This window comes from Paraburkholderia guartelaensis (assembly GCF_004353905.1).
Taxonomy (GTDB): domain Bacteria; phylum Pseudomonadota; class Gammaproteobacteria; order Burkholderiales; family Burkholderiaceae; genus Paraburkholderia; species Paraburkholderia guartelaensis.
In genome coordinates this window covers 15,747-40,501 of the sequence record NZ_SMOD01000023.1, presented here as the reverse complement: position 1 = coordinate 40,501, position 24,755 = coordinate 15,747, and the positions used below count along the sequence as shown (strand labels likewise).

The 24,755-nt window shown below is 64.3% G+C and carries 29 protein-coding genes and 2 tRNA genes; 17 read left to right on the top strand and 14 right to left on the bottom strand.

Annotated elements, in window-relative coordinates; genetic code table 11:
- Window positions 1-5 precede the first annotated feature (5 nt).
- Complete coding sequence (locus tag E1N52_RS26715; protein WP_133185806.1) at window positions 6-680, top strand: LysE family translocator; 675 nt, start codon at window positions 6-8, stop codon at window positions 678-680.
- Between the two features lie 168 nt (window positions 681-848).
- On the opposite strand, the gene E1N52_RS26710 is transcribed toward E1N52_RS26715, so the two are convergent.
- Together E1N52_RS26710 and E1N52_RS44195 are read right to left on the bottom strand one after the other, a co-directional pair.
- On the bottom strand, window positions 849-1,157 hold the full coding sequence (locus E1N52_RS26710) for a hypothetical protein (RefSeq protein ID WP_133185805.1): 309 nt from the start codon (window positions 1,155-1,157) through the stop codon (window positions 849-851).
- 429 nt (window positions 1,158-1,586) lie between these two features.
- Entirely contained in the window at window positions 1,587-1,748 is a 162-nt protein-coding gene (locus tag E1N52_RS44195) for a hypothetical protein (protein ID WP_165822777.1), read from the bottom strand.
- Between the two features lie 600 nt (window positions 1,749-2,348).
- Between E1N52_RS44195 and E1N52_RS26705 the strand changes: the two genes are divergently transcribed.
- The 5 genes from E1N52_RS26705 to trmB all read left to right on the top strand — a co-directional run bounded on the left by E1N52_RS26705 (window position 2,349) and on the right by trmB (window position 5,090).
- On the top strand, window positions 2,349-2,669 hold the full coding sequence (locus E1N52_RS26705) for an EthD family reductase (protein ID WP_133185804.1): 321 nt from the start codon (window positions 2,349-2,351) through the stop codon (window positions 2,667-2,669).
- Between the two features lie 105 nt (window positions 2,670-2,774).
- Entirely contained in the window at window positions 2,775-3,338 is a 564-nt protein-coding gene (locus E1N52_RS26700) for a YggT family protein (RefSeq protein ID WP_069262734.1), read from the top strand.
- A gap of 109 nt (window positions 3,339-3,447) precedes the next feature.
- A tRNA-Gly gene (locus E1N52_RS26695) sits at window positions 3,448-3,522 on the top strand.
- A gap of 248 nt (window positions 3,523-3,770) precedes the next feature.
- On the top strand, window positions 3,771-3,980 hold the full coding sequence (locus E1N52_RS26690) for a hypothetical protein (RefSeq protein ID WP_133185803.1): 210 nt from the start codon (window positions 3,771-3,773) through the stop codon (window positions 3,978-3,980).
- Between the two features lie 327 nt (window positions 3,981-4,307).
- Complete coding sequence (gene trmB / locus E1N52_RS26685) at window positions 4,308-5,090, top strand: tRNA (guanosine(46)-N7)-methyltransferase TrmB (RefSeq protein WP_133185802.1); 783 nt, start codon at window positions 4,308-4,310, stop codon at window positions 5,088-5,090.
- A gap of 58 nt (window positions 5,091-5,148) precedes the next feature.
- On the opposite strand, the gene E1N52_RS26680 is transcribed toward trmB, so the two are convergent.
- The 3 genes from E1N52_RS26680 to E1N52_RS26670 all read right to left on the bottom strand — a co-directional run bounded on the left by E1N52_RS26680 (window position 5,149) and on the right by E1N52_RS26670 (window position 7,102).
- Window positions 5,149-6,003 (bottom strand): undecaprenyl-diphosphate phosphatase, encoded by an 855-nt coding sequence (locus E1N52_RS26680; protein WP_133185801.1) that lies wholly within the window; start codon window positions 6,001-6,003, stop codon window positions 5,149-5,151.
- An 88-nt stretch (window positions 6,004-6,091) separates the two neighbouring features.
- Window positions 6,092-6,679, bottom strand: a complete 588-nt coding sequence (locus E1N52_RS26675) for a DUF1439 domain-containing protein (protein WP_133185800.1) — start codon at window positions 6,677-6,679, stop codon at window positions 6,092-6,094.
- Window positions 6,680-6,802: 123 nt separating this feature from the next.
- Complete coding sequence (locus E1N52_RS26670) at window positions 6,803-7,102, bottom strand: YkgJ family cysteine cluster protein (protein ID WP_133185799.1); 300 nt, start codon at window positions 7,100-7,102, stop codon at window positions 6,803-6,805.
- A 222-nt stretch (window positions 7,103-7,324) separates the two neighbouring features.
- Between E1N52_RS26670 and hemN the strand changes: the two genes are divergently transcribed.
- From hemN to E1N52_RS26655, 3 genes are all read left to right on the top strand, one after another.
- Window positions 7,325-8,710 (top strand): oxygen-independent coproporphyrinogen III oxidase, encoded by a 1,386-nt coding sequence (hemN, locus tag E1N52_RS26665; RefSeq protein ID WP_133185798.1) that lies wholly within the window; start codon window positions 7,325-7,327, stop codon window positions 8,708-8,710.
- Between the two features lie 107 nt (window positions 8,711-8,817).
- Window positions 8,818-8,902 (top strand) — tRNA-Leu (locus E1N52_RS26660).
- 196 nt (window positions 8,903-9,098) lie between these two features.
- The gene (locus E1N52_RS26655; RefSeq protein WP_133185797.1) at window positions 9,099-9,320 is read left to right on the top strand and encodes a hypothetical protein; all 222 of its coding nucleotides are present in this window, start codon (window positions 9,099-9,101) and stop codon (window positions 9,318-9,320) included.
- A 21-nt stretch (window positions 9,321-9,341) separates the two neighbouring features.
- On the opposite strand, the gene poxB is transcribed toward E1N52_RS26655, so the two are convergent.
- Window positions 9,342-11,060: a ubiquinone-dependent pyruvate dehydrogenase gene (poxB, locus tag E1N52_RS26650; protein ID WP_133185796.1), complete on the bottom strand. Its 1,719-nt coding sequence runs from the start codon at window positions 11,058-11,060 to the stop codon at window positions 9,342-9,344.
- Window positions 11,061-11,313: 253 nt separating this feature from the next.
- On the opposite strand from poxB, the gene E1N52_RS26645 reads away from it, so the two are divergent.
- Window positions 11,314-12,021, top strand: a complete 708-nt coding sequence (locus E1N52_RS26645; RefSeq protein WP_133185795.1) for a pseudouridine synthase — start codon at window positions 11,314-11,316, stop codon at window positions 12,019-12,021.
- A gap of 155 nt (window positions 12,022-12,176) precedes the next feature.
- Complete coding sequence (locus tag E1N52_RS26640; protein ID WP_042260822.1) at window positions 12,177-12,365, top strand: hypothetical protein; 189 nt, start codon at window positions 12,177-12,179, stop codon at window positions 12,363-12,365.
- A 34-nt stretch (window positions 12,366-12,399) separates the two neighbouring features.
- Here E1N52_RS26640 and E1N52_RS26635 read toward each other — a convergent pair whose 3' ends face one another.
- Entirely contained in the window at window positions 12,400-13,482 is a 1,083-nt protein-coding gene (locus E1N52_RS26635; RefSeq protein ID WP_133185794.1) for an NAD-dependent epimerase/dehydratase family protein, read from the bottom strand.
- Window positions 13,483-13,603: 121 nt separating this feature from the next.
- Here E1N52_RS26635 and E1N52_RS26630 point away from each other — a divergent pair, with 121 nt between their 5' ends.
- The 3 genes from E1N52_RS26630 (at window position 13,604) to E1N52_RS26620 (ending at window position 16,631) form a co-directional block, all read left to right on the top strand.
- Window positions 13,604-14,635: a CDP-6-deoxy-delta-3,4-glucoseen reductase gene (locus tag E1N52_RS26630; RefSeq protein ID WP_133185793.1), complete on the top strand. Its 1,032-nt coding sequence runs from the start codon at window positions 13,604-13,606 to the stop codon at window positions 14,633-14,635.
- 331 nt (window positions 14,636-14,966) lie between these two features.
- Complete coding sequence (locus E1N52_RS26625; RefSeq protein WP_133185792.1) at window positions 14,967-16,151, top strand: acetylornithine transaminase; 1,185 nt, start codon at window positions 14,967-14,969, stop codon at window positions 16,149-16,151.
- Window positions 16,152-16,169: 18 nt separating this feature from the next.
- Entirely contained in the window at window positions 16,170-16,631 is a 462-nt protein-coding gene (locus E1N52_RS26620) for a GNAT family acetyltransferase (protein WP_133185791.1), read from the top strand.
- Between the two features lie 92 nt (window positions 16,632-16,723).
- On the opposite strand, the gene E1N52_RS26615 is transcribed toward E1N52_RS26620, so the two are convergent.
- The 7 genes from E1N52_RS26615 to E1N52_RS26585 all read right to left on the bottom strand — a co-directional run bounded on the left by E1N52_RS26615 (window position 16,724) and on the right by E1N52_RS26585 (window position 22,871).
- Complete coding sequence (locus tag E1N52_RS26615; protein ID WP_112173207.1) at window positions 16,724-17,440, bottom strand: ABC transporter ATP-binding protein; 717 nt, start codon at window positions 17,438-17,440, stop codon at window positions 16,724-16,726.
- Window positions 17,440-18,216 (bottom strand): ABC transporter ATP-binding protein, encoded by a 777-nt coding sequence (locus E1N52_RS26610; protein WP_069262747.1) that lies wholly within the window; start codon window positions 18,214-18,216, stop codon window positions 17,440-17,442. Before E1N52_RS26610 ends, E1N52_RS26615 begins: the two co-directional genes overlap by 1 nt.
- 18 nt (window positions 18,217-18,234) lie before the next feature.
- Entirely contained in the window at window positions 18,235-19,404 is a 1,170-nt protein-coding gene (locus E1N52_RS26605) for an ABC transporter permease subunit (protein ID WP_133185790.1), read from the bottom strand.
- 16 nt (window positions 19,405-19,420) lie between these two features.
- Complete coding sequence (locus E1N52_RS26600) at window positions 19,421-20,371, bottom strand: branched-chain amino acid ABC transporter permease (protein WP_133185789.1); 951 nt, start codon at window positions 20,369-20,371, stop codon at window positions 19,421-19,423.
- A gap of 213 nt (window positions 20,372-20,584) precedes the next feature.
- On the bottom strand, window positions 20,585-20,887 hold the full coding sequence (locus E1N52_RS26595; protein ID WP_133185788.1) for a hypothetical protein: 303 nt from the start codon (window positions 20,885-20,887) through the stop codon (window positions 20,585-20,587).
- 551 nt (window positions 20,888-21,438) lie between these two features.
- On the bottom strand, window positions 21,439-22,410 hold the full coding sequence (gene ispH, locus E1N52_RS26590) for a 4-hydroxy-3-methylbut-2-enyl diphosphate reductase (protein WP_028205260.1): 972 nt from the start codon (window positions 22,408-22,410) through the stop codon (window positions 21,439-21,441).
- Window positions 22,411-22,415: 5 nt separating this feature from the next.
- Complete coding sequence (locus tag E1N52_RS26585; RefSeq protein ID WP_028205261.1) at window positions 22,416-22,871, bottom strand: FKBP-type peptidyl-prolyl cis-trans isomerase; 456 nt, start codon at window positions 22,869-22,871, stop codon at window positions 22,416-22,418.
- Window positions 22,872-23,060: 189 nt separating this feature from the next.
- Between E1N52_RS26585 and radC the strand changes: the two genes are divergently transcribed.
- The 3 genes from radC (at window position 23,061) to rpmG (ending at window position 24,496) form a co-directional block, all read left to right on the top strand.
- On the top strand, window positions 23,061-23,828 hold the full coding sequence (radC, locus tag E1N52_RS26580) for a RadC family protein (RefSeq protein ID WP_133185787.1): 768 nt from the start codon (window positions 23,061-23,063) through the stop codon (window positions 23,826-23,828).
- 256 nt (window positions 23,829-24,084) lie between these two features.
- Window positions 24,085-24,318, top strand: coding sequence for a 50S ribosomal protein L28 (gene rpmB, locus E1N52_RS26575; protein ID WP_027794135.1), 234 nt, complete (start codon window positions 24,085-24,087; stop codon window positions 24,316-24,318).
- Window positions 24,319-24,328: 10 nt separating this feature from the next.
- On the top strand, window positions 24,329-24,496 hold the full coding sequence (gene rpmG / locus E1N52_RS26570) for a 50S ribosomal protein L33 (protein ID WP_027794136.1): 168 nt from the start codon (window positions 24,329-24,331) through the stop codon (window positions 24,494-24,496).
- Window positions 24,497-24,755 lie beyond the last annotated feature (259 nt).

Genomic DNA, 24,755 nt, shown 5'->3' with positions numbered 1-24,755 from the left:
TTTTCATGTCTCACGTTTCTCTGCTTTCCGACGGCTTTTTTCTGTCGCTTTCGCTTTGCCTCGACATCGGTCTCGTCAACGTCGCCATCATCTCGCTCACGCTCACCCACGGCTTCCGCCCGGGCTTCTGGCTAGGACTCGGCTCGTGTTTCGGCGACCTCATCTACGCCGCGCTCGCGCTTGCGGGCATGGCCGCGCTGCTGCAGTTCTCTGCCGTGCGCTGGATCGTGTGGATCGGCGGCTCCGCCCTGCTGCTCATGCTCACATGGAAGATGGCGCGCGAAGCGCTCAATCCGGCATCGGCGCCGCCCGTGGAAGGTGAAGCCGATAGCGCCACACCGCTGCCCAACCCATGGCGCAGCTTCATGCGCGGCGTGCTGCTCGCCCTCTCGTCGCCGAGTGCGATTCTCTGGTTCGCCGCAGTCGGCGGCGCGCTCATCGCCAAGTCGGGGGCGACGAGCACCGGCGCGGCTTCGCTCTTCCTGCTGGGCTTTTTTGCAGGCGGTCTCGCGTGGACCTTTTTCCTTTGCGGACTGGCCAGCCATGGCCGCAAACGCGCCGGCACTGGTCTGCTGCGCGCCTGCCACGTGCTTTCGGCGCTGCTGTTCGCGTACTTCTCGTATAGCGTGATCGTGCACGGCTATCGCGATCTGATCCTGCAGGGCGCGGGCGCGTCGTAATCCGTGGCGGGCGCGGAGTGCGCCTACGTCGCGGTCGGCTTGAACCGACCTGGCGCGCCGTGCACGCGGTCAAAGCGAACGCCAAAAACAAACAGCGCAACGCGGCATGAGCCGGCGTTGCGCCGTTCGTGAACCCAGCAGCCGGGCGGCATGCGCCGCCCGTCATGCTCAACGACGGTAGTAGCCGCGGCCGTAGTAACCGTGGCCGTAGTAGCCGTGATGCCAGTACGGATGGCCGTAGTAGCCATAGCCGCCGTAGCCGCCTACGACGACAGCAGGCGGCGGCGCGTACACCACCGGCGGCGGCGCATAGACCACGGGCGGGGGCGGCGGTGCGTAGACCGGCGCAGCGTAGACGGGATAAGCCGGGGCCACCGGAATGCCAATGCCGATACCCACCGAGACGTGCGCCTGGGCCGCGCTGACAAACCCCACACCCAGCGCGGCGGCAACGATGAACGATACGGTCTTTTTCACTTCTCTTCTCCTGGCGGCCGCCAGCGGCGACGCGCATATAACGGGCACTGCCCACGCATTCAATGTATCGAAAACGGCGGCCGCCATTGGTAGCCATTTGTTTCGAATTGCAATCCTGTTTTGGGGGCGCTTAATAGCGCGTCAAGCCCGGTGGGCGCGGCCGCGGCGAAAAAGCGCCGCACACGCGCCCGATCACGCCGCCATTCGTTACAAAAATCAGGGCGCTGTCATTGTTACTTGCGCGAGAGCGTCGCGAGGCAAGCCTCCCGGTAATGTTTGATTACAAATTGGTTGACCGGGACTACGTTCTGCCGCTGCCGCAGCCCTACGCGGCGAGGCTGTAAACGACGATGCCCGGTCCAGGGACCGGGCATCTCATCCGACCAGCCGGCGGTGCACAACCGCCGGCCACTGATAACAAACTCTCCGCTATCCGACCTTCACGTAGGTGAACTCGCGCGTGACGTTCGGCGGCACATAGGCGCCGCTGATGCGTACGCGCGGCGTCAGGCGCTTCTTCTGATCCCACCAGCGGCGACGCTGAAAGGGCGTGAGAAACCGCAGATGCTTTCGGTAAGCGAAGATGCTCATGGTGAACTCCCCGAATCGGACTACCGATAGGAACAAACCCAATTGCACGACTGCAACAACGAAACCGAAACGATGAAAAGTATTGTGCTCAGATTCCGCGACAAAAATTGCAGTGTTGCGAGATAGCCTCACGCGCGCCGTATATGCGCAGCGCACTGTTCGTTGCGGCCTGCCCATGCTGGGTTTGAGTTACTGCGCAGAATGCGCCGCAAGCCACCAGCAGAAATCGTGCCGCGTCAGGCTACCGGTGCGACGTCGCGCCCAACACTGTCATTTGTAGTCGCACCGTCGGCGCGTGATCGGTACGACAGCGAACATTTCGTGCGCCGCGCGGCTGTGGCGCAACGCTTGCGCCGTGAGGCGCCTGCCTGCTGCGGTCTGTCTGAATCACTGTAGCCGTTCGCGGAAAAGCCTGCCGTGAGCGCAGCCATTTCGCGCGGCGCGCACGCCAGAAACGGCAGCCACTGCCGCGCGCCGGGCGCTCGCGGCAGCATCGATCGCGGATACTGGCGAGACGTAAGCCGTGTTAATGTGGCGACGGCGCGCGCATGGCAACGGCACGCAACGCGCACGCATGGGACTCACCGACGAGCACGCACAATGATCAAGGTCAGCATCCTTTATCCGTATCGAGAGAACGGGCGTTTCGACACCGGGTACTACAGCACGCACCACATGCCGCTCGCGGCGAAGCTCTTTGGCGAATCGCTCAAGGGCTGGTCGGTCGACATCGGCATCAATGCGGGGCCGCCGGGCACGCCGCCGCCGTACGTTGCGGCCGGACACTTCCTGTTCGAGACGGTCGACGCGTTCTACGCGGTGTTTCAGCCGCATGCCGACACACTCCTCGACGACATTCCCAACTACACCGACGGCGGAAATGGCACCATCCTGATCAGCGAGGTCAAGGTGTCCGTCTGATGTGCTCCGCGTGGTTGAACGGGGCGAACGGAACCCCGACATGACCTTTTATCGGCCGCCACACGCCAAGCGCGCCGCCACCCACACAAGAAGGAAACAACACCGATGTTCGGCGATATCGCCCGCTTTCTGCTCAATACGGTCTTCACGCTGTTCGGCGCCGCCCTGCTGTTGCGCGCCTGGCTCCAGTACGTGCGTGTGCCGCCGTACAACCCCGTGACCCACGCGATCCAGCAGGTCACCAACTGGCTGGTGCTGCCACTGCGGCACGTGATTCCCGGCGTACGCGGCATCGACTGGGCGAGCGTGGTCGGCGCGCTGATCGCGGCCATCGCCTACGTGCTGCTGATGGTATGGATCGCAGGCGTGGACCCATTGGGTCTTTTGCCGACGCTGCTGATCGTCGCGTTGCTCACGCTCGTGAAATGGGCGCTCAACCTGCTGATCTGGCTGACGATCCTGATGGCGCTGCTCTCGTGGCTCAATCCGCGATCGGCGGCAATGCCCGTGCTGTTCCAGCTGACGGCACCGTTCCTCAACCCGCTGCGCCGTATCCTGCCGAACCTCGGCGGCCTCGACCTCTCGCCGATTCTGCTCTTCGTGATCGTGCAGGTGCTGCTGATGATCGTCACCCGCGCGGCGGTTTCCCTCACGCTGTTTGGGATTTGAGGACGTATCGGCGCACAATCTGTTTGATCCGGCGGCGCGCACTGCGCGCCGCGTCGCTTGGCCGCGTCATTGCGCAGGAAGGCCAAAACCGCGTAAAATAGCGCGCTCTGCGGGCGTCGTATAATGGCCATTACCTCAGCTTCCCAAGCTGATGACGTGGGTTCGATTCCCATCGCCCGCTCCACGTCGGTTTGCCGACCTCTCTTCGAGGCTTGGGCTTTCGAACAGCGCCCCTGCCGGGACGCCAAGCCCGCCCGACCGGCACACGCCGGGCGCGACCTGAATTCCTCCGTTGCACAATGCACTCTGGCGCTCATCGGGTCCTCCCGCACGCGCCGCGAGCAGGTCCGCCGACACGCATTTCGCTCGACTGCCGCATAACGACTCGCTGCGCGCCCTCTGGCGCACCAGTCTCCGATGGATCAATTTTTCATGTCCCGGCCGAGCGCGATCAGCCTGATCGTGCGCTCGCGCAAAATCCTTCTCGCCGACGCCGACGAGCGCCCACCCGGCGAAGCCGAGCGCCTGCGCGCCGCCGCCGACGACCTCACGCGCCTGCTATTCGACGTGCGCGCCGGGCGTGTGAATGCGTTCGAATTGAGCGAACCCACGCGCATGCGGGTCGTCGTTTCAGCCGATTGAGACGTTGATCGATGCCCGGACCGGCGCACAGCGAGGCGCTGCGGGCACGCCGCGCCGCCAGAGCCGTGCGGGCGCGCTGATATAATGCGCGTCGGCTTCGGAGCCGCTGGGCTTCGAGCGCGCCGCGCCCGCCTGCCGGGCCAAAGGCCGTCATCGATGCCGGTGAACGCGAAAGCGTCCGGGAAGGCGTCCGGCCGCGTCGGCCCGCGTAGCCCCCGGCGCCGCGTGGCCCCGAACAGCCCGGCATGCCCCTCACCGAGCCGAAGGCGCAGCCCGCCCCCATTATCGACAGCCGCGACATCCGCCGCTCTCACACCACCCGCGAAGATGAATCACGATCCCAACGACGACGCCCGTCCCGACTCCACGCAGTCCGACGCACAAGACGCCGCCTCCGACACGAACGCGCAATCCGATGCGCCCGCCGGCGACGCGCTACACCACCGGCGCATCCGCAGCTTCGTGACCCGCGCCGGCCGCGTCTCGACCGGCCAGCGCCGCGCGCTCGACGAGCTCGGCCCGCGCTTCGTCGTGCCCTACGCACCCGAAGCCGCCGACTGGGACGCCGTGTTTGAACGGCACTCACCGCGCATCCTGGAGATCGGTTTCGGGATGGGCGCGAGCACGGCGGAAATCGCCGCATTGCGCCACGAGGACGACTTCCTCGGCGTCGAGGTCCACGAGCCTGGCGTTGGCGCGCTGCTGAAACTGATCGGCGAGCAGAATCTCGAGAACATCCGCATCATCCAGCACGACGCCGTGGAAGTGCTCGAGCACATGATCGCGCCGGCGAGCCTCGACGGCGTGCACATCTTCTTCCCCGATCCGTGGCACAAGGCGCGCCATCACAAGCGCCGTCTGATTCAGCCGAAGTTCGTCGCCCATCTCGTCTCGCGCATGAAGCCGGGCGCGTACCTGCACTGCGCGACCGACTGGCAGAACTACGCCGAGCAGATGCTCGAAGTGCTCAGCGCGGAGCCCGCGCTCGAGAACACGGCCGCCGACTACGCGCCGCGCCCCGACTACCGCCCGGTGACGAAATTCGAGCGCCGCGGCCTGCGGCTCGGTCACGGCGTGTGGGATCTCGTGTTCCGCCGCCGCGCGGACTGAAACCGCGAACCGTAAAGAAAAACGGGCGCCGTGATGTCACACGGCGCCCGTTGCGTTTTTAGTCGTCCCAGCCTAGCCCGCCGCCATAGCCGAACAGCAGGATCACGAGACCGAAAGCGATCCGGTACCACGCGAAGGCGGTGAAATCGTGCGTAGCCACGAAGCGCAGCAGCCAGCGCACGCACGCAAACGCGCTCACGAACGCGGCGACGAAGCCGATGCCGAAGAGCCCGAGCCAGTCCGCCGACAGCTCGTGCCAGCTCTTGTACAGCTCATAAACGGTCGCGCCAAAGATCACGGGAATCGCAAGGAAGAACGAGAACTCGGTCGCGACGCGCCGCTCGAGGCCGAACAGCATCGCGCCGATGATGGTCGAGCCGGAACGCGACATGCCCGGAATCAGCGCGAAGCACTGCGCGCAGCCTACCTTGAATGCGTCGAGCGGCGTGATCTCGTCAATCGAGTTCACGCGCGCGCTGCGCTGCTCGGCGACCGGCAGTCCCTTCGGGCCACGCAGGCGATTTTCGACCCACAGGATGACGAGGCCGCCGCCAACGAGCGCGAACGCGACCGGCACCGGCGCGAAGAGCACCGACTTGATCGCCTTCTCGAACATCAGACCGAGCACGACTGCCGGAATGGTGGCGACGATCACGTTGAGCGTGAAGCGCCTCGCATCGGGCCGCGAGGGCAACCCTACGACGACCTCGCCGATTTTGCGCCGGAACTCCCAGCACACGGCGAGAATCGCGCCAAACTGAATCACCACATAGAAGGTGTTTGCATACTCGCCGTCGAAATTGAGCAAGCTGCCGGTGACGATCAGATGCCCCGTACTCGAAACGGGCAGAAATTCCGTCAGGCCTTCGACGATGCCGAGAATCAAGGCCTTGCAGGTCAAAATCCAGTCCATCCCTTTTATCCCTCTTCTTTGAGCGTCGGCACGGCGCACGCCGCGCCACGCGACCGACGACGGCCGCGTGCGCTGGCGTTTCGTCCGCTTACTTCTCGACGATCTGCACGCGTATGCCGTTTGTAAGGATGGTGATTGTACCGGGTTCGTAGTTGACGCCGGCAAATTGGAGCTGGTCGGGCTTGAAGGTATAGACGGGGTAGTTGTTGAGCAGCTGGGTCGCGACGAGCGCGGCGACCGCGCTCACCTGCGGCGCGTAGGCGGCGGCGTTGCCCGCCATGTCGACGCCGTCGACCGAAGGCGAGCGCAGCACCACGGCGCGGTTCGCGCTGTCGTAGGCGAGTTCGCTCGACACCGTGAACGCGCCGCTCACGGGCTGCTGCATCAACGGGCTTTCGAGATGCGCGTCGAGGCGCACGGCCACCCGGTTGCGATCGGGCTGCAGTGTCACGACGGGGTTCGTGAGCGAGACGTCGAAAATCTGCTGCATCGAGCGGTGATAGGGAAACTTGCGCTGCACCGCGTCCTGCACCTGCTGCTGCGAAAACGTGTAGTGATCGGGAATGAACGGGAAAATCCCCGTCGCACACGCGCCGAGCGACATCGCCGTCCCTGCCGCAGCGCAGGCTGTGAACAGGAAGGCGCGCCGGGAAACGCGCGTTGCGGTGTGGACCATGCGAAATCTCCTTGTTTGGCCGGGTTCGACGCGCCGTCATTCTGGCGCATAACGGCTGGCCGACGCAGTTTGCGCCTCGTTCAGCGCGCTACTGGCGCTTGCGGCTGGCGCTTGTGGCTGGGCTTACGGCTGGCTTCGCGGCTGGGTTTGCGCCTCGAGACGCGTGAGCCAGACGATGGCCTCCTCGCGCGACGCCCCGCACATCTCGGGCTGCGGCTGCAGCCCCGAGCAGCACGCCGGTCGCAACGGCGAGCCGAAGATCATGCAGCGCAGGTCCTCGCCGAGTTGAACGCATCGCACGCCGGCCGGCTTGCCTTGAGGCATGCCCGGAATCGGGCTCGTAATGGACGGCGCGATGCAGCACGCGCCGCAACCGGGACGGCAGGCATGCGCTGAGGCATCGGCGGGAAAAACGGTACTCACTTCGGCTTCCTGGAACTCTGACAGATTGCGTCCGCGCGGCGGCGGACCAGACGGCATTGTGCCATCGCTCGCATGCGACCTTTTTACACAATCGCTTCTTCCTACTCGCTCGTACACTTTGTCCATCTGGCGCTGTAGGACAAGGGACAGGCCACCTGTGCGCGGCCTTCCGCGGCGCCGGACGCTGCCCACCCGTGCGCCGCCCTTCCCAGTGAGCTTTGCATGAGCGACGCCGACCTGCTCTTTCGCCCCGACCTGCTTGCCAAATACGGCGCCAACGGCCCGCGTTACACCTCCTACCCCACCGCGCTGCAGTTCCGCGACGACTTCGATCCCGCCGACTACCGGCGCGCGGCGGCCGATCCGGGCGCAAGCGAAACCGACCTCTCGCTGTACTTCCACATCCCGTTCTGCGACACCGTCTGTTTCTATTGTGGCTGCAACAAGGTCATCACGAAGAATCGCGGCCGCGCGAAACCGTATCTCGCGCAGATGATCCGCGAAGTGGAGCTGCAGGCCGCGCTGTTCGACACGAAGCGCCCCGTTTCGCAGCTGCATTGGGGCGGCGGCACGCCCACCTTTCTCTCGCTGGACGAAATGAGCGCGCTGATGGCCGCCACGCGCGAATACTTCGCGCTGCAGCCCGACGACACCGGCGAATACTCGATCGAGATCGACCCGCGCGAAGCCACGGCGCAGACCATTGCGCATCTGCGTTCGCTTGGCTTCAACCGTCTGAGCCTGGGCGTTCAGGACTTCGATCCGGTCGTGCAGAAGGCCGTCAACCGCATCCAGCCGCTCGAGCTGACCGTAGACGTCATGAACGCCGCGCGCGCGAACGGCTTCGAATCGATCAGCGTCGATCTGATCTACGGCTTGCCGCACCAGAACGTCAAAACATTCAGCCGCACGCTCGAAACGATGTTGCTGCTCGCGCCCGATCGCATCTCGGTGTTCGGCTACGCGCACATGCCGCATCTCTTCAAGATGCAGCGCCAGATGGACGAAGCCACGTTGCCCACGCCCGCGGAACGCATGGCGCTGCTAAGGCTCGTGATCGAGCAGCTCACCGAGGCGGGCTACGTCTACATCGGCATGGACCATTTCGCGCTGCCCACCGACGAACTCGCGCGCGCCCAGGCCCAACGCACGCTGCATCGCAATTTCCAGGGCTACAGCACGCGCGCCGACTGCGACCTGATCGGCTTTGGCGCCTCGGCGATCGGCAAGGTCGGCGACGTCTACGCGCAGAACGCAAAAGACCTGATTGGCTACGGCGCGGCCATTGGCGCGGGCAAGCTTGCGACCGCCAAAGGCGTGCGCCTCACCGCCGATGACCGTCTGCGCCGCGACATCATCACGGAACTCATGTGCAATCTCGAACTGCGTTACGACGAATTCGAGGCCGCCTACGGGGTGCGTTTTCCGGCGGCCTTTACGCCCGAACTCGAACGGCTGCGCGAATTCGAACGCGACGGGCTCGTTGCGCGCAGCGCCGACCGCCTGGAGGTGCTGCCCGCTGGGCGCATGCTGGTGCGCAATATTGCGATGGTGTTTGACCGCTATCTTGGCGCGCAGCAGCCCGAGCGGTTCTCGCGGACGATTTGACCGCTTGCCGCCGCATAGTTGCCTGGGCGGGCGATTTGCGTCATAATCACCGGCTACTTCGAGCACTCGTATGTTTGCTCGGGTGCGAGAAACTCGCATAAATACACGCCTCGGTGGTGAAATTGGTAGACGCGCCGGACTCAAAATCCGGTTCCGAAAGGAGTGCCGGTTCGATTCCGGCCCGAGGCACCAGAATGCTTTCCGGCAATTGCCGCCGGAATCCTGAAACCCGCGAAAGCCTCAGGCTTCGCGGGTTTTTTGTTGCCGGCCTGAATCCGCCACGCCGTTCTTTGGACGAAGATCAAGCGTCCTGCGGATGCCGCACGGCCTGCCGCGCCCCGCTGCTATCGTTGTCGAAGTTATTGAGATAGCAAACCGGGAGCGCACGATGGACCGCATTTTCATGACACGAGAGGAAGCCATACGCATCCTCATCGAGGCCCACGAGTCGGTCTCCGGACGCACCGCCGCCACGTTGATCCGCTCGAGCGCGGACAGATCCGCCAGGCTCGAAGCGCTGGACCGGCTGCTGCTCGACGTGCGCGCGGGCCGGGTCGATGAATTTCGCACCTGGCCCGAGGACAGCACCTGCGTCTCGATCACTGACTGACGCAGGTCTGCCGTACGAGCCTCAGCGCAAATTCGTCTGCGCCAGCTCCACCACTTCGTCTCCGCGCCCGCTCAGCACCGCACGCAGCATGTAGAGGCTGAACCCTTTCGCCTGCGCCCACTGCAGCTTCGGCGGCATGGCCAGTTCGTGCTTCGTCGTCACCACGTCGACGAGCGCCGGCCCTGCGTGCGAGAACGCCGCGCGCAACGCCTCATCGAGTGCTTCGGACGTCTCCACGCGCACGCTAAAAAGGCCCGCGCCTTGCGCGATATCCGCGAAGTTGGTGGCCACCAGATCGGTGCCCGTCTCCACGTAGCCGCCCGCCTTCATCTCCATGGCGACGAAACCGAGCGAACTATTATTCAGGACAACGATCTTGATCGGCAGATCGAGCTGACGCGCCGTGAGAATGTCGCCGAGCAGCATCGAAAGGCCACCGTCGCCGGAGAGCGAAACCACCTGGCGCCCGGCGTGCGCTGCCTGCGCGCCGAGCGCCTGCGGCATGGCGTTCGCCATCGAGCCGTGGTTGAACGAGCCGTGCAGGCGGCGCCGGCCGTTCATCGTCAGATAGCGCGCGGCCCAGAGCGTGGGCGTGCCGACATCGACCGCGAAGATCGCATCGTCCTCGGCGAGCGCGTCGAGACGCGCCACCACATACTGCGGATGCAGCGGCTTGCCGGCGGCCGCCGGGCGCGCAAGCTCGTCGAGTCCCTTGCGCGCGTTCGCGTAGTGCTCGCGCGCATGCTCGATGAAGCGCCGGTCGGTCTTGCGCGTGAGCTTCGGCGTGAGCGCGCGCAACGTCTCGCGTACGTCGCCGATGAGCCCGAGCGTGAGCGGTGCGCGTTTGCCGAGCGCGGCCGCGTCGCGGTCGATCTGCACGATATTCGCGTGCTGCGGATAGAAGTTGCGATAAGGGAAGTCGGTGCCGAGCATGACGAGCGTGTCGCACGACATCATCGCGTGGTAGCCCGAGCTGAAGCCGATCAGCCCGGTCATGCCCACGTCGAATGGGTTATCCCATTCGACGTACTGCTTGCCGCGCAGCGCATGCACCGTCGGCGCGCCGAGCGCGTCCGCAAAGGCCACCACTTCGTCATGCGAGCCCTTGCAGCCGCTTCCGCACAGCAGCGTCACCGCCTCGGAGCGATTGAGCAACTCGGCGAGCCGGTCGATATCCGCCGACGAAGGCAAGGTCGCCGGACGCGCCGCCTGGGCCCATGCCGGCTCCTCGTCGGACGCGTCCAAGAGCGCCACGTCGCCGGGCAGCACGATCACGGCGACGCCCTTCTGGTCGATCGCGGTGCGCAGCGCGGTGTCGAGCACGCGTGGGAACTGCGAGGCGTTCGTCACCAGTTCCACGTAATGGCTGCACTCGCGGAAGAGTTCGGTAGGGTGCGTCTCCTGGAAATAGCCGAGGCCGATTTCCGTCGAGGGGATGTGCGCTGCGATCGCGAGCACCGGCGAGTGGTTGCGATGGCAGTCGTAGAGACCGTTGATGAGATGCAGATTGCCAGGCCCGCAACTGCCCGCGCACACCGCAAGCCGGCCGGTTGCCGCCGCTTCGGCACCCGCCGCGAAGGCGGCGACTTCCTCGTGCCGCGTGTGCATCCAGCGGATCGTGCCGAGCTTTCGCAGACTCGCCGACAGCCCGTTCAGGCTGTCGCCGGTCACGCCCCAGATGCGCTCGATGCCGACTGCCTCGAGCGTTTTCGCCAGATGATCCGCTATTGTCTTCGCCATGGTGTTCTCCACGTGAGCCGAATGGCGCAGCGCGCGCTCCGAGGCCGGGCGCTGCGCAAGTAGAAAATTGGGGGCGTGTATTCAGGCGTCCGGGTCATGCAATGCGCCGGACCTGCCAATACCCTGCGCTACGTTACGCCATCCGCCCGAAATACGCGGTCAAGCCGTGCGAAGCGGACAGGTGACGGGCACGACAGCGCGGACCACGTCGCCACGGATAAAATAGCCGGCTCTACGCTGTCAGCCGTTCGTCATGAATCTCGAAAGCATCCTCTTCACTCAGGGTTTCGGCTCACGCCGTCAATGCCGTGCCCTCATCGCCGACGCGCGGGTCGCCGTCGCGGGCGAGCCGTGCAGCGACCCGCTCGCAACGTTCGACACGGCTGGTCTCGTTTTCAGCGTGGACGGCACGCCGTGGCCGTTTCACGAGCGCGCCTACATTGCGCTCAACAAGCCCGCGGGCTATGAGTGCTCGCGCGATCCGCAGCATCACTTGAGCGTGTTTCATCTCCTGCCGCCGCAGTTCGGGGAGCGCAACGTGCAATGCGTCGGCCGCCTCGATCAGGATACGACCGGCCTCCTGCTGCTTTCCGACGATGGCCAGTTCGTCCACGCCTTCACGTCGCCCAAACGCAAGGTGCCGAAGGTCTACGTGGCGACCACGCGCCATCCGCTCGACGAAACCCAGCTCAATGCCCTGCGTGCAGGCGTGCTGCTGCACGGCGAGCGCGAGCCGATTGTCGCCGTCGCCGCAAACGCACGTGCGGACCACGAGCTGGAGCTGACCGTGCTCGAAGGCAAGTATCACCAGGTCAAGCGGATGGTGGCCGCGGCCGGCAACCGCGTCGAGGCGCTTCACCGCGAGCGCATCGGCGGCTTCTGCCTGCCCGCCGGCCTGGCGCCGGGCGCCTGGCAATGGCTCGACGCCACAGCGCTCGACGCGTTGCGCAACAAGGGGTAAACCACCACCGGGCGATACGAGCGCCCGCCGCTCAGTGGGTTGACGCACCGATGCTTGCAAACAGGCATCGTTTTCGCCGCGCCGCAGCATGTCCTTGCCGAGCTTCCGCCCTATACTCGTCTCAAGAACGATTACAAGTTGCAAGGAGGGGCATCATGATCATCAACGGCTCATTCGAAATCTCATTCGTGTTGATGGCCTTCATGGCGCTAGGGGCGGTTCTGATTGGTGGCCTGCTCGCGTCGATGCATATGCGACATCAGTATCATCCGAACCTCATCGGGGCGCTCATCGGAGCGCTATTGTGCTTCCTCCTGCTCGAAGCGCTGCCGGCCATCACGTGAACGGCACGCTTTGCGCCGCGCCGCCCGCCCGGAGTCACGGGTGCGGCGGCAGCGTGCGCAAGAACGCATCTACGTCGGGATAACGCAAACGCACGCGCAGCTCGCGCTTGAGGCGCGTATTGGCGAGCCGTCGCGACTCCCGCATGAACGACAGCAAGACCGGCTCGAGTTCGCGCTCGGCCTCGGCACGGCTCACGCGCGGCGCGCGCGCGAGGCCGAAGGCATCGGCTACGCGGTCGAAATACTCGCCCATCTTCAGTTCGCTGTCGTCCGTCGCGTGGATCGCACGCCCCGGAAGGCCGTGCGTCGCGAGGCGCAGGAGAATCGCCGCGAGGTCGTCTGCGTGGATATGGCTCGTGTAGACGTCGTCGCTGTCAACGAGCGCCGGCGTGCGCTTCTCGAGCCGCGCGAGCGGGAGGCGGTTCGCGGCGTAAATGCCGGGAATGCGCGCGATCGTGGCGCTGAGCGCACCGCGCGCCGTGGCGCCGCGCAGTTGCCGCTCGGCCGACACCCGGCGCACGGCGCGGGCGTTGGCGGGCTGCACCGTGCGCGTTTCGTCGATGCGCGCGCCGCCGCAATCCCCGTACACCCCCGTCGTGCTCGCGTAGACGAGCCTCGGGCGTTCGAGGCGCTTGCGCCGGGTACGAGAAAACCGCCGGATGCGCTCGGGTACAATGACGGATGCTCCAAAGGCTGCGGCATCGCCGAAAGCGCTGCGGCGCATGCGGTCCACGAGGCAATGCAATGGGGGCCGCAAGGCGCGCGGCGCCACGCCCGCCAGCGCAGGCCGCGACACCGCGCGACGCCGCGCCGCGAGCGCTGCGATCAGGCGGCGCGTGCGCAGATCGTCGTCGCCGGATTTTTGCGGTGGCGCGAGGTGCAGGACGGTGCGAGCCAGGCCCGCGATCCGCGCGAGACTCTTGCGGGAATCGAGGTCGCCGCGCACCGGCGTGGCTCCCGCGGCCCGCACGACGTCTGCGCGCTCGGCTCGGCGCGTGAGCGCGAATACGCGCGCGCGGTCTGGCCGCTCGCGCAACTGGGCGACGCCGCGCAGGCCGACGTCGCCGCAACCGACAATCAGGATGCGCGCACGGCGCAAGGTTCGTGTGGCAATCATGGTGGAACCATTTTAGCGGCCCGGGCCTCGCGGCGAAGGCCGACAAGGAAACGCGGCAGCTTACCCAAAGCGACCCGCGATCGGATTCAACCCTCGGATACAGACTTACGCTTCCCTGAATATGGCTTTCAACGTAACGCTCAAGCAAAGCGGCCGGCAATTCCAGGTCGAGCCCGACGAACCCATTCTCAACGCGGCCCTGCGTCAGGGCATCGGCCTGCCGTATGGCTGCAAGAACGGCGCGTGCGGCTCGTGCAAGGGCACGGTCTGCCACGGCGAAGTCGAGCAGCGCGCCCATGCGGCTTCGGCGCTTTCCAATGACGAAAAAACGCGCGGCATGGCCCTCTTCTGCTGTGCGACGGCGCAAACGGACCTCGAAATCGATATCCGCGAAGTCGCGGGCGTGGGCGACGTGCAGGTGCGCAAGCTGCCTACCCGCATCGCCGCCATCGAGCGCCGCGCCGACGACGTCGTCGTCCTCAAGCTGCAACTGCCCGCCAACGAGCGCCTGCAGTATCTCGCCGGCCAGTACCTCGAGTTCATCCTCAAGGACGGCACGCGCCGCAGCTACTCCATGGCGAGCGCGCCGCACGAGGAAGGCCCGATCGAGCTGCATATCCGCCACATGCCGGGCGGCAAGTTCACCGACCACGTCTTCTCGCAGATGAAGGAGCGCGACATCCTGCGCTTCGAAGCGCCGCTCGGCACCTTCTTCCTGCGCGAGGAGTCCGACAAGCCCATCGTGCTGCTCGCCTCCGGCACCGGCTTCGCGCCGCTCAAGGCGATCGTCGAGCACGCGGTTCACAAGAACCTGAACCGCCCGATGACGCTCTACTGGGGCGCGCGTCAGAAGAAGGACCTGTACCTGATGGAACTCGCCGAGCAATGGGCGAAGGACATCCCGAACTTCCGCTTCGTGCCGGTGCTCTCCGAGCCCGCCGCCGACGACGAGTGGACCGGCCGCACGGGCTTCGTGCACCGCGCCGTGATCGAGGATCTGCCCGATCTTTCGGGTTACCAGGTCTATGCGTGCGGCGCGCCGGTGATGGTGGAGTCGGCGCAGCGCGACTTCACGCAGCACCACGGCCTGCCCGAAGACGAGTTCTACGCAGACTCGTTCACGAGCGCCGCGGACCTCGCGAACGCCGTCTGACGCTCGTCTGGATGGGTCGTTGCGTGTGCAATGCATCGACCCGCCGGGCAGTCGTCACGAAAAATTCTTCGGCCGCCTGGAAAAATTCGGCACATTGATGGTTTACATCGCCATTCGGCTTGTCGTATTCTTGCGCCCATGAACTGCATCCTGTCCGCCCTTCGACGTCGCCGCTCGCCCCATCTTTAGGGCCTGGCTACTCGCGGACGCGCGTTGTACTTCTCAACGCACAGCAAGTTCGAATCACGAAAGCCACGGCCAGTCCGTGGCTTTTTGTTTTTCCGCCGTATCTTTTCAACCCTTGTGCAGCCCCAACGCGGAGCCCGTTGCCATGAATTATTCCGAGTACCCGATCGAGTCGCTGATGTACATCACCAACCGGCCCGAAATCGTTTTCACGCATGGCAAGGGGTCGTGGCTCTACGACAACGAGGGCAAGCGATACCTGGACTTCATCCAGGGCTGGGCGGTCAACAGCCTCGGGCACTGCAACGACGGCATGATCGAGGCGCTGGAAAAGCAGTCGCGCCTGCTCATCAACCCGTCGCCGGCCTTCTACAACGAGCCGATGGCGAAGCTCGCCGGCCTGCTCACCGAGCACAGCTGCTTCGACAAGGTGTTCTTCGCCAACAGCGGCGCCGAAGCCAACGAAGGCGCGATCAAGCTCGCGCGCAAGTGGGGCAAGAAGCATCGTGACGGCGCCTACGAGATCATCACGTTCGACCACAGCTTCCACGGCCGCACGATCGCGACGATGTCGGCGAGCGGCAAGCCGGGCTGGGACACGATCTACGCACCGCAAGTGCCGGGCTTCCCGAAGGCCGATCTGAACGACATCGCCTCGGTTGAAAAGCTCATCAACGCGAAGACCGTCGCCGTGATGCTCGAGCCGATCCAGGGCGAAGGCGGCGTGATTCCCGCCACGCGCGAATTCATGCAGCAGCTGCGCGCGCTCACGAAGAAGCACGGCATCCTGCTGATCGTCGACGAAGTGCAGAGCGGCTGCGGCCGTGCGGGCACCCTCTTCGCCTACGAACTCTCGGGCATCGAGCCGGACATCATGACGCTCGGCAAGGGCATCGGCGGCGGCGTGCCGCTCGCGGCGCTGCTCGCGAAGAAGGAAATCGCCGTGTTCGAAGCGGGCGACCAGGGCGGCACGTACAACGGCAACCCGCTGATGACCGCCGTGGGCTATTCGGTGATCTCGCAACTGGTTGCGCCCGGCTTCCTCGAAGGCGTGCGCGAGCGCGGCGAGTATCTGCGCGAAAAGCTGCTCGAGCTTTCGGCCGAACGCGGCTTCCAGGGCGAGCGTGGCGAAGGCTTGCTGCGCGCGCTGCTGCTCGGCAAGGACATCGGGCCGGAGATCGTCGAGAAGGCGCGCCTCATGCAGCCGGACGGCCTGCTGCTCAACGCCGCGCGCCCGAACCTGCTGCGCTTCATGCCGGCGCTGAACGTGACGACGCAGGAAATCGACCAGATGATGGCGATGCTGCGCACGATCCTCGACTCGCTGTAATCGGACGGAGCACGAGCGATGTCCGTCACGATCCGCGTGTTCAGCGAAGCCGATACCGAAGCGGTGATCGCGCTCTGGCGGCAGGCGTTTCCCGAGTACAACGATGCGAGCCGGCCGCATCGCAATCCGCGTCTGTCGATCGCGAACAAGCTCGGCACGCAGCCGGAGCTGTTCTTCGTTGCGACGCGGGACGCCGACGGCGCGCTCGTCGGCACGGCAATGGCGGGTTACGACGGGCATCGCGGCTGGCTCTATTCGGTCGCCGTCGCGCCCGAAGCGCGGCGCCATGGCCTCGGCACGCGGCTCGTGCGCCATGCGGAAAACGCGCTCGCCGCGATGGGGTGCCTGAAGCTCAACCTTCAGGTGCTCACCGACAAGGCCGAGGTGCTCGCGTTCTACGAGCAGCTCGGCTATCGCACCGATGCCGTGGTGAGTCTCGGCAAGCGCCTCGCCGTGCAGGAGTCCGAAGCGCTCGCCTGAGCCTAATTGGCCGAAGCCATGAAAAAAGCCGCATGGGTTTCGCACCCATGCGGCTTTTGTTTTTTATGCGGCCGCGAGGACCGCAATGCAGCTTACTCGCCCAGGTACGCTGCGCGCACCTTCGGATCGTCGAGCATCTGCTTGGCTTCGCCTTCCATCGTCACGAGGCCCGAATCCATCACGTAGCCGCGATTGGCCGCCTGCAGCGCGAGACGTGCGTTCTGCTCCACGAGCAGCACCGTGATGCCTTCCGACGAGATCGTGCGCACCACTTCGAAGATCTTCTCGACCATGATCGGCGAGAGACCCATCGACGGCTCATCGAGCAGCAGAAGCTTCGGCTTGCTGATGATCGCGCGCGCCATGGCAAGCATCTGCTGTTCGCCGCCCGAGAGCGTGCCTGCGAGCTGCGTGGCGCGTTCCTTCAAGCGCGGGAAGAAGCCGAACATGCGCTCGACGTCCTTCTGGATGCCGTCGTTGTCGCTGCGCAGGTACGCGCCCATCTGCATGTTTTCGAGGATCGACATGCGCGCGAAGATGCCGCGGCCTTCCGGCACCATCGCGAGGCCGCGCTTGAGCAGTTCATACGCGGGCACGCCCTTGATCGACTGGCCCATGTACTCGATGTCACCCGCCGAGTACGGCTTCAGACCCGTGATGGCCTTCATCGTCGTGGTCTTGCCCGCGCCGTTCGCGCCGATCAGCGTGACGAGTTCGCCCTGGCGAACTTCCATGTCCACGCCCTTGACTGCCTGGATCCCGCCGTAATTGACCTGCAGACCCTTGATTTTCAGAACCGATGTCGACATCAGTGAACCCCCGCACCCAGATATGCCTCGATCACCTTCGGGTCCTTCTGCACGTCTTGCGGCAGCCCTTCGGAGATCACCTTGCCATAGTCGAGCACTGTCATCCGGTTGCACAGGCCCATCACCAGTTTCACGTCGTGCTCGATCAGCAGGATGGTCTTGCCATCCGCGCGGATCTTGTCGAGCAGGCGCGTGAGTTCGACCTTCTCGGTCGCGTTCATGCCGGCTGCCGGCTCGTCGAGCGCGAGCAGCTTCGGATCGGTCGCGAGCGCGCGCGCAATTTCCAGACGGCGCTGGTGGCCATACGAGAGGTTGCGCGAGGTGTAGTCCGCGTATTGCGCGATGCCCACGTATTCGAGCAGTTCGATCGCGCGCTCCTTGATCTCGCGCTCTTCCTGACGCTCCGAGGGGGTCTGGAACACAGCGCCAAGCAGGCCGTGCTTCGTGCGCACGTGGCGGCCGACCATCACGTTCTCGAGCGCGGTCATGCCGCCGAACAGGCGAATGTTCTGGAAGGTACGTGCAATGCCCGCCTGCGCTACCTGATAGACAGCGGTCGGCGTATAGGCCGTGCCGTCGAGCTTGAATTCGCCCGAGTCAGGCGTGTACAGACCGGTAATCACGTTGAAGAACGTGGTCTTGCCGGCGCCGTTCGGGCCGATCAGGCCGTAGATCGTGCCTTCCTCGATCTGCAGGCCGACGTCGGACAGCGCCTGCAAGCCGCCGAAGCGCTTGTTCACGCCCTTCACGGACAGGCGGATAGCTTTGTTGCTCATGTGGTGTTCTCCCTGTCCTTATGCGCGAACCGGCTTCTTGCTGGCACGCTTGGCGATCTTCGCGATCTTGTCTTCGTGCTTCGCCGCCGGCCACAGGCCTTCCGAGCGATACAGCATGATGACGACCATGGCGAGGCCGTAGAGCAGCTGGCGAATGACTTCCGTATCGACGACTTCGTGGCCGAACAGCATGTGCTGGAGCGGGCCCATCGTCGAGCGCAGGAACTCGGGGAAAATGGCGAGCAGCACGGCGCCGAGAATCACGCCGGGGATGTGGCCCATGCCGCCCAGCACCACGCAGGCAAGCACGACGACCGATTCCCAGAAGGTGAACGATTCCGGCGAAACGAAGCCCTGGAACGCACCGAACATCGCGCCCGACAGGCCGCCGAACGACGCGCCCATCGCGAACGCGAGCAGCTTGACGTTACGGGTGTTGATACCCATGGCCTTGGCGGCGATTTCGTCCTCGCGGATCGCGGCCCATGCGCGGCCGATACGCGAGTGCTGCAGACGCGTACACACCCAGATCACGAGCAGCGCGCAGATCACGAACACGTAGTAGTACATGTAGACCGACGTGAACGTGAAGCCCAGGATCTCGTGCGGCTGCGCGAGATTGAAGCCGAACACCTGCAGCGGCGCGACGCCGGTAATGCCCTGCGGCCCGTTGGTGATGTTCACCGGACGGTCGAGGTTGTTCATGAAGATACGAACAATTTCCCCGAAGCCCAGGGTCACGATGGCGAGGTAGTCGCCACGCAGACGCAGCGTCGGCGCGCCGAGCAGCACGCCGAAGATCGCGGCGAGCGCCATGGCGCACGGCACCACGATCCAGTACGGCGTATGCAGCCCGTTCGGGAACATGTTGGCGATCCACGTGAACTGCGTGGTCAGGTGCGGCGAAGTCAGCAGCGCGGCGACGTAGGCGCCCACCGCGTAAAACGCGATGTAGCCCAGGTCGAGCAGGCCGGCGAAGCCCACCACCACGTTCAGACCCAGCGCGAGCATCACGTACAGCATCGCGAAGTCGAGCACGCGCACCCAGTAGTTGCCACCCGCGGCGCCCACCACGAAGGGAAGCGCTGCCACGACGATGGCCGTCACGATGCCGACCGTGAGGGTCTTCGTCATGTTCTTTTCGGGGATGAGCGTCGTCGACGGCTCGATCGGTTGAATTGAAGTCATGTTGTGTTACTCCCTCTTATGCGCGGTCCGCGACACGTTCGCCCAGCAGCCCCGACGGACGGAACACGAGCACGACGATCAGCACGATGAATGCGAAGACGTCCTGATAGTTACTGCCGAACACCCCGCCGGTCAGGTTACCGATGTAGCCTGCGCCGAGCTGCTCGATCAGACCGAGCACCACGCCGCCGACCATGGCGCCGCCGAGATTGCCGATACCGCCCAGCACCGCGGCCGTGAAGGCCTTCATGCCGGGGATGAAGCCCATGTAGAAGTGCGCGTTGCCGTATTCCGAGGCGATCATCACGCCGGCCAGCGCTGCGAGCGCCGAGCCGATCATGAACGTGGCCGAGATCACGAAGTTCGGGTTCACGCCCATCAGCGAAGCATTGTTCGGGTTCTCGGCGATGGCGCGCATGGCGCGGCCGAGCTTGGTCTTGTGCACGAGGAGCAGCAGACCCGCCATCACGACGAACGCGACGACGATGATGACGATTTCCGTCATCGAGATCACGGCGCCCACGCCGGTTTCAGTCGGCTTGATGACGTTGATCGGGTCGGTCGAGATGAGCTGGGGGAACGCGAGCGGATTGCGGCCCCAGATGATCATGGCCAGCGTCTGCAGCAGGATCGATACCCCGATCGCGGTGATCAGCGGTGCGAGGCGCGGCGCGCGACGCAGCGGCCGGTACGCGACCTTTTCGATCGTGTACCCGACGACCGCACACACGACCGCGGCAACCGCGAGCGCAATGCACAGCGTGGGGATGTTCCCGAGGCCCGGGAAGTGATTGTGGAGCACATTGATCGCGGAGAGCGCGACCATGGCGCCCACCATGAGCACGTCGCCGTGCGCGAAGTTGATGATGCCCAGAATCCCGTACACCATGGTGTAGCCCAGTGCGATGATGGCGTAGATGCTGCCAAGCACCAGCCCATTCAGGATCTGCTGGATGAAAATATCCATTTAATGCTCCTTAGCCCGTGCAACCGGATTCGCGCTCGTCATCGGCCGGTGGGCGATGTTTTACGGAACCGCAACGACACTTTCGGGTATTGAAGTAAAAACCGGTAACGGTTGGCCGCCCTGGTTCGCGTTGCCGCTGTGTTGCAGCGGCAGGCTCGCCAAAAGCGGATGCAAAAACGGCACCGTCGGATGGTTCGGTGCCGTCGGGTTCAATCAACTACGCGTCATATTCACGTTGGCGTATTCGCGGCGAGCCTTGCGGCCGGCAAACGCGAATGCGTCAAACGCCATGACTCCCTCTCCCCGGCCGCCCGCGCACTGCGGGATCTCAGCTACGAGATCCGTCGCACCCAGGCGGCGAACCGGCATGACAACGCCGGTGCATGCAAAAGCAATCTGCATGCCAGAAATGATCGATGTTGTGCTCGTGCCCGTCTCGACATTGCGGCTGTGCCACGCATTGCGCGGCGCAACCGCATTTACCGATGACGCGGCAAAAGCCGACTTGAATTGCATTAATCAGGTCTCCTGCGCCTTCCGAAATGCTTGCCTGATGGCCTTCTCATGGGACGTCCAGCCTTCAGAACGCGCGCATTGTAACGCCAATTATGCGACGGGCAATATTGTTGAACCGGCAGGGTTTTCCTGCATTGCAACCATATTTTTAGATAACCACCTGCACCGGGTTGCACCAATGGTTGCGCCTCATTTTCGTGCATCAGTTGCACCAAAAATCGACGGGCTTCACATCATGTGTTGCAGATAATCGCCGCAATGCCTTGTCGGGCGGGCATTGGGTCAAATGAAAGATATTTAAGAGAGAGCATAAAAATCCCTCTTCGGCGCGGTCGATTCATGTCGAATACGTGTCAATGGACCCATAAATTAGGGGTCACACCACACGATTCAGTGCCGCACTCTAGAGAAAACACTAATAAGAACACCCGGCCAATGTGAGGTTAACCTCCCTTTTTTCACCATGTGACCCTTATTATTGGCGCCATGCATCTGTCGCGGGCATAAAAAAACGCGCCGGATGGGCGCGTTCTTGTGGAGTGCGGGCGGCGTCAGACCGGCTGACCAAGTCCACGCGGCAACGGGAATGCAATGTTCTCCTCGATGCCTTCGAGTGCGCGCACGTTGCGCGCACCAAGTTCGTGCAGGCGGCGAATGATCTCCTGAGCCAGCGCCTCGGGAGCGGACGCGCCGGCCGTCAGGCCGATCCGGCGCTTGCCGGCGAGCCACTGGGGGTCGATCTGCTCGGGCGCATCCACCATATAGGCGGGGATGCCGCGCTTCTCGGCCACTTCGCGCAAGCGGTTCGAATTGGAGCTGTTCGGGCTGCCCACCACGATCACGACGTCGCATTGCGGCGCCATGAACTTGACGGCGTCCTGGCGATTCTGCGTGGCGTAGCAGATGTCCTGCTTCTTCGGCTCGCGAATCGCCGGGAAGCGCGCCTTGAGCGCCGCGATGATTTCCGCGGCGTCGTCCACCGAGAGCGTGGTTTGCGTGACGAACGCCACGCGCTGCGGGTCGCGCAGCTTGAGCGCCTCGACATCGGCGATGTCTTCGACGAGGTACATGCCCTCGGCCACCTGCCCCATGGTGCCTTCCACTTCCGGATGGCCCTTGTGCCCGATCATGACGATGTCGAGACCTTCGTCGCGCATCTTCGCGACTTCCACGTGCACCTTCGTGACGAGCGGGCAGGTCGCGTCGTAGACGCGCAGGCCGCGCGCCTCGGCGTCGGCGCGCACCGACTTGGAGACGCCGTGCGCGCTGAAGATCACCGTGTTGCCGGACGGGACTTCATCGAGCTGCTCGATGAAGATCGCCCCCTTCTTGCGCAGGTCTTCGACGACATAAGCGTTGTGGACGATCTCGTGACGCACGTAGATCGGTGCGCCGTGAAGCTGGATGGCGCGCTCGACGATCTCGATGGCCCGATCGACGCCGGCGCAGAAGCCGCGCGGCTGGGCGAGCAGGATTTCCGCGTCGGCCAGTTCTGCGATGAGGGACGTGTCCGTGTTGGTCATGGGCTTTAAAGGATTCCGATGATTTGCACTTCGAACGCAACCGCCTGGCCAGCGAGCGGGTGGTTGAAATCGAACAGGGCGGAGGTCTCGTTCACTTCCTTGAGCACACCCGCGTAGCGCCCGCCGTTGGGGGCGTTGAATTCGATCAGGTCGCCCGGGCTGAACTCCTCGCCGATCATGCCGTTCTCGCGCAGGGTCTTGAGCGAGACGCGCTGGATCAGGTCGGGGTTGCGCTGGCCGAAAGCGACGCCGGGTTCTAGCTGAAAGGTCGAGTGGTGACCCACCTTCAGGCCCTGCAAAATCTCTTCCAGCGGCGGCGCAAGCTGGCCGGCGCCCATCAGCAGGGTGGCGGGACGGTCGACAAAGGTATTGACGATTTCGGTGCCATCGGCGAGTGAAAGCCGGTAATTCAGCGTCACGTGGGAACCGGATTTCACTTCGGAGATGTCGATGATGCTCATGCGTAACTCATTTCGTCGTAACGCGCGCTTCGCGCGTGCGCGCCGCAAGGCGCCGGTCCGGCCTGCCTCGGGCAACCGGAAAGCATCTATTGTAAGCCACTTGGCCGAGGCGGTCGCGGCACGATTGTGCACTGCCAACGCGCGCACTCGCGGGCGCCGCGCACGCCTTATTTGTCTGTGGAGATTGCCATGAGGGAACCTGCCTGCGTGCTGGACACGGCGCCCGATACCCCTGGCGGCGCCCTCCCCGTGCCGGCTGCGCCTGCGCTGTCGGCCCGCGAGAACGCAGCGCCTGCGGCACCACGCCGCGACATGCCCCGCGAGCGACTGCGCACGGCCGGCGCGGCCGCGCTGTCGGATGTGGAGTTGCTCGCGATCCTGCTCGGCTTTGGCTTGCCGGGCCACGATGTCTTCGAGGTCGCTCGCACACTCCTGGCCCAATTCGGCTCGCTGCGCGCCATGCTCGACGCGCCGCCAGAAGAATTCGAGGCCCTGCGCGGCATCGGGCCCGCAAAAGCCGCGATGCTGCAAGCGGTGACGGAACTCGCGCGGCGGGCGCTTGCGCAGGCGCTCGACGACAAGCCGCTCGTCGACTCCCCCGGCGCGGTCGAGGACTATTTGCGCCTCCTGATCGGCGGGCGGCCGCACGAGGTGTTCGTTTGCCTCTTTCTGGACGCGCGGCATCGGCTGATCCGCTCGGAGGAAAGCTCGCGCGGCTCGCTCACGCGCATGGCGGTGTATCCTCGTGAGATCGTGCGGCGCGCGCTGACGCTCAATGCCGCGAGTCTGATCGTCGCCCATAATCACCCTTCGGGCGCGGTGCAGCCGAGCGCGAGCGACCGGCGCCTCACGCGGGTGTTGCGCGAAACGCTGGCGCTCGTGGAGGTTCAGCTCATCGATCACCTGGTCATTGGCACCCGGGAGACGTTTTCCTTCGCGCGCCATGGCTGGAGCTGAGGCGCCACAGGCGACAGATGCGGCGGCGCGCAACAACATGTGCAAATCGAGTTTGATTTTCCAGGCTTTTTTCTGCTAGAATTGCGGTTTGCCTATTTCCAACCCTGTTCCGAAGCCCATCGAGGCGTTCCAGGGGAAATATGGCCTGGGTTCGAGGTTGTCTCTCATCCATACGTGAGCGCGCTCTTATTCCGGCCATTTCTCGCCTGGGAAACTTAAGCGGCTCTCGAACTCAGAATTTCCGTAGGAGTGTCTCATGGCACGTGTATGCCAAGTCACTGGGAAAGCGCCGATGAGCGGCAACAACGTTTCCCACGCTAACAACAAAACCAAGCGCCGTTTCCTCCCGAATCTGCAAAACCGCCGTTTCTGGGTTGAAAGCGAAAACCGTTGGGTGCGTCTGCGCATCTCGAACGCAGGCCTGCGCCTGATCGACAAGAACGGCATCGATTCCGTGCTCGCAGACCTGCGTGCACGCGGCGAACTGTAAGGAGTAAATCATGGCCAAGGGCGTCCGCGACAAGATCAAGCTGGAATCGACCGCAGGTACGGGTCACTTCTACACGACCACGAAGAACAAGCGCAACATGCCGGAAAAGATGTCGATCAAGAAGTTCGACCCGGTTGTTCGCAAGCACGTCGAGTACAAGGAAACCAAGATCAAGTAATTGATCGGGTTCCAAGCCTGACGAAGACAGAAAAACCCCGCTTTTTAGCGGGGTTTTTCTTTTTGCGCGCCCGCCCTGCCTCGGTTCGCGCCATGCAAAGGTGTTTTAACGGCGGCGCCCAAACTGGCGCTATCCGTTCGCTCCGCTCTCGGAGTATGCTTCCCGCTTTATACCGGCTGCCACACGCGTGTCATATGCCATGACAGCGCGGGACCGTGGCAAACGCGGCGGCCAGATGGCGTAGAACAAGAGAGACGGA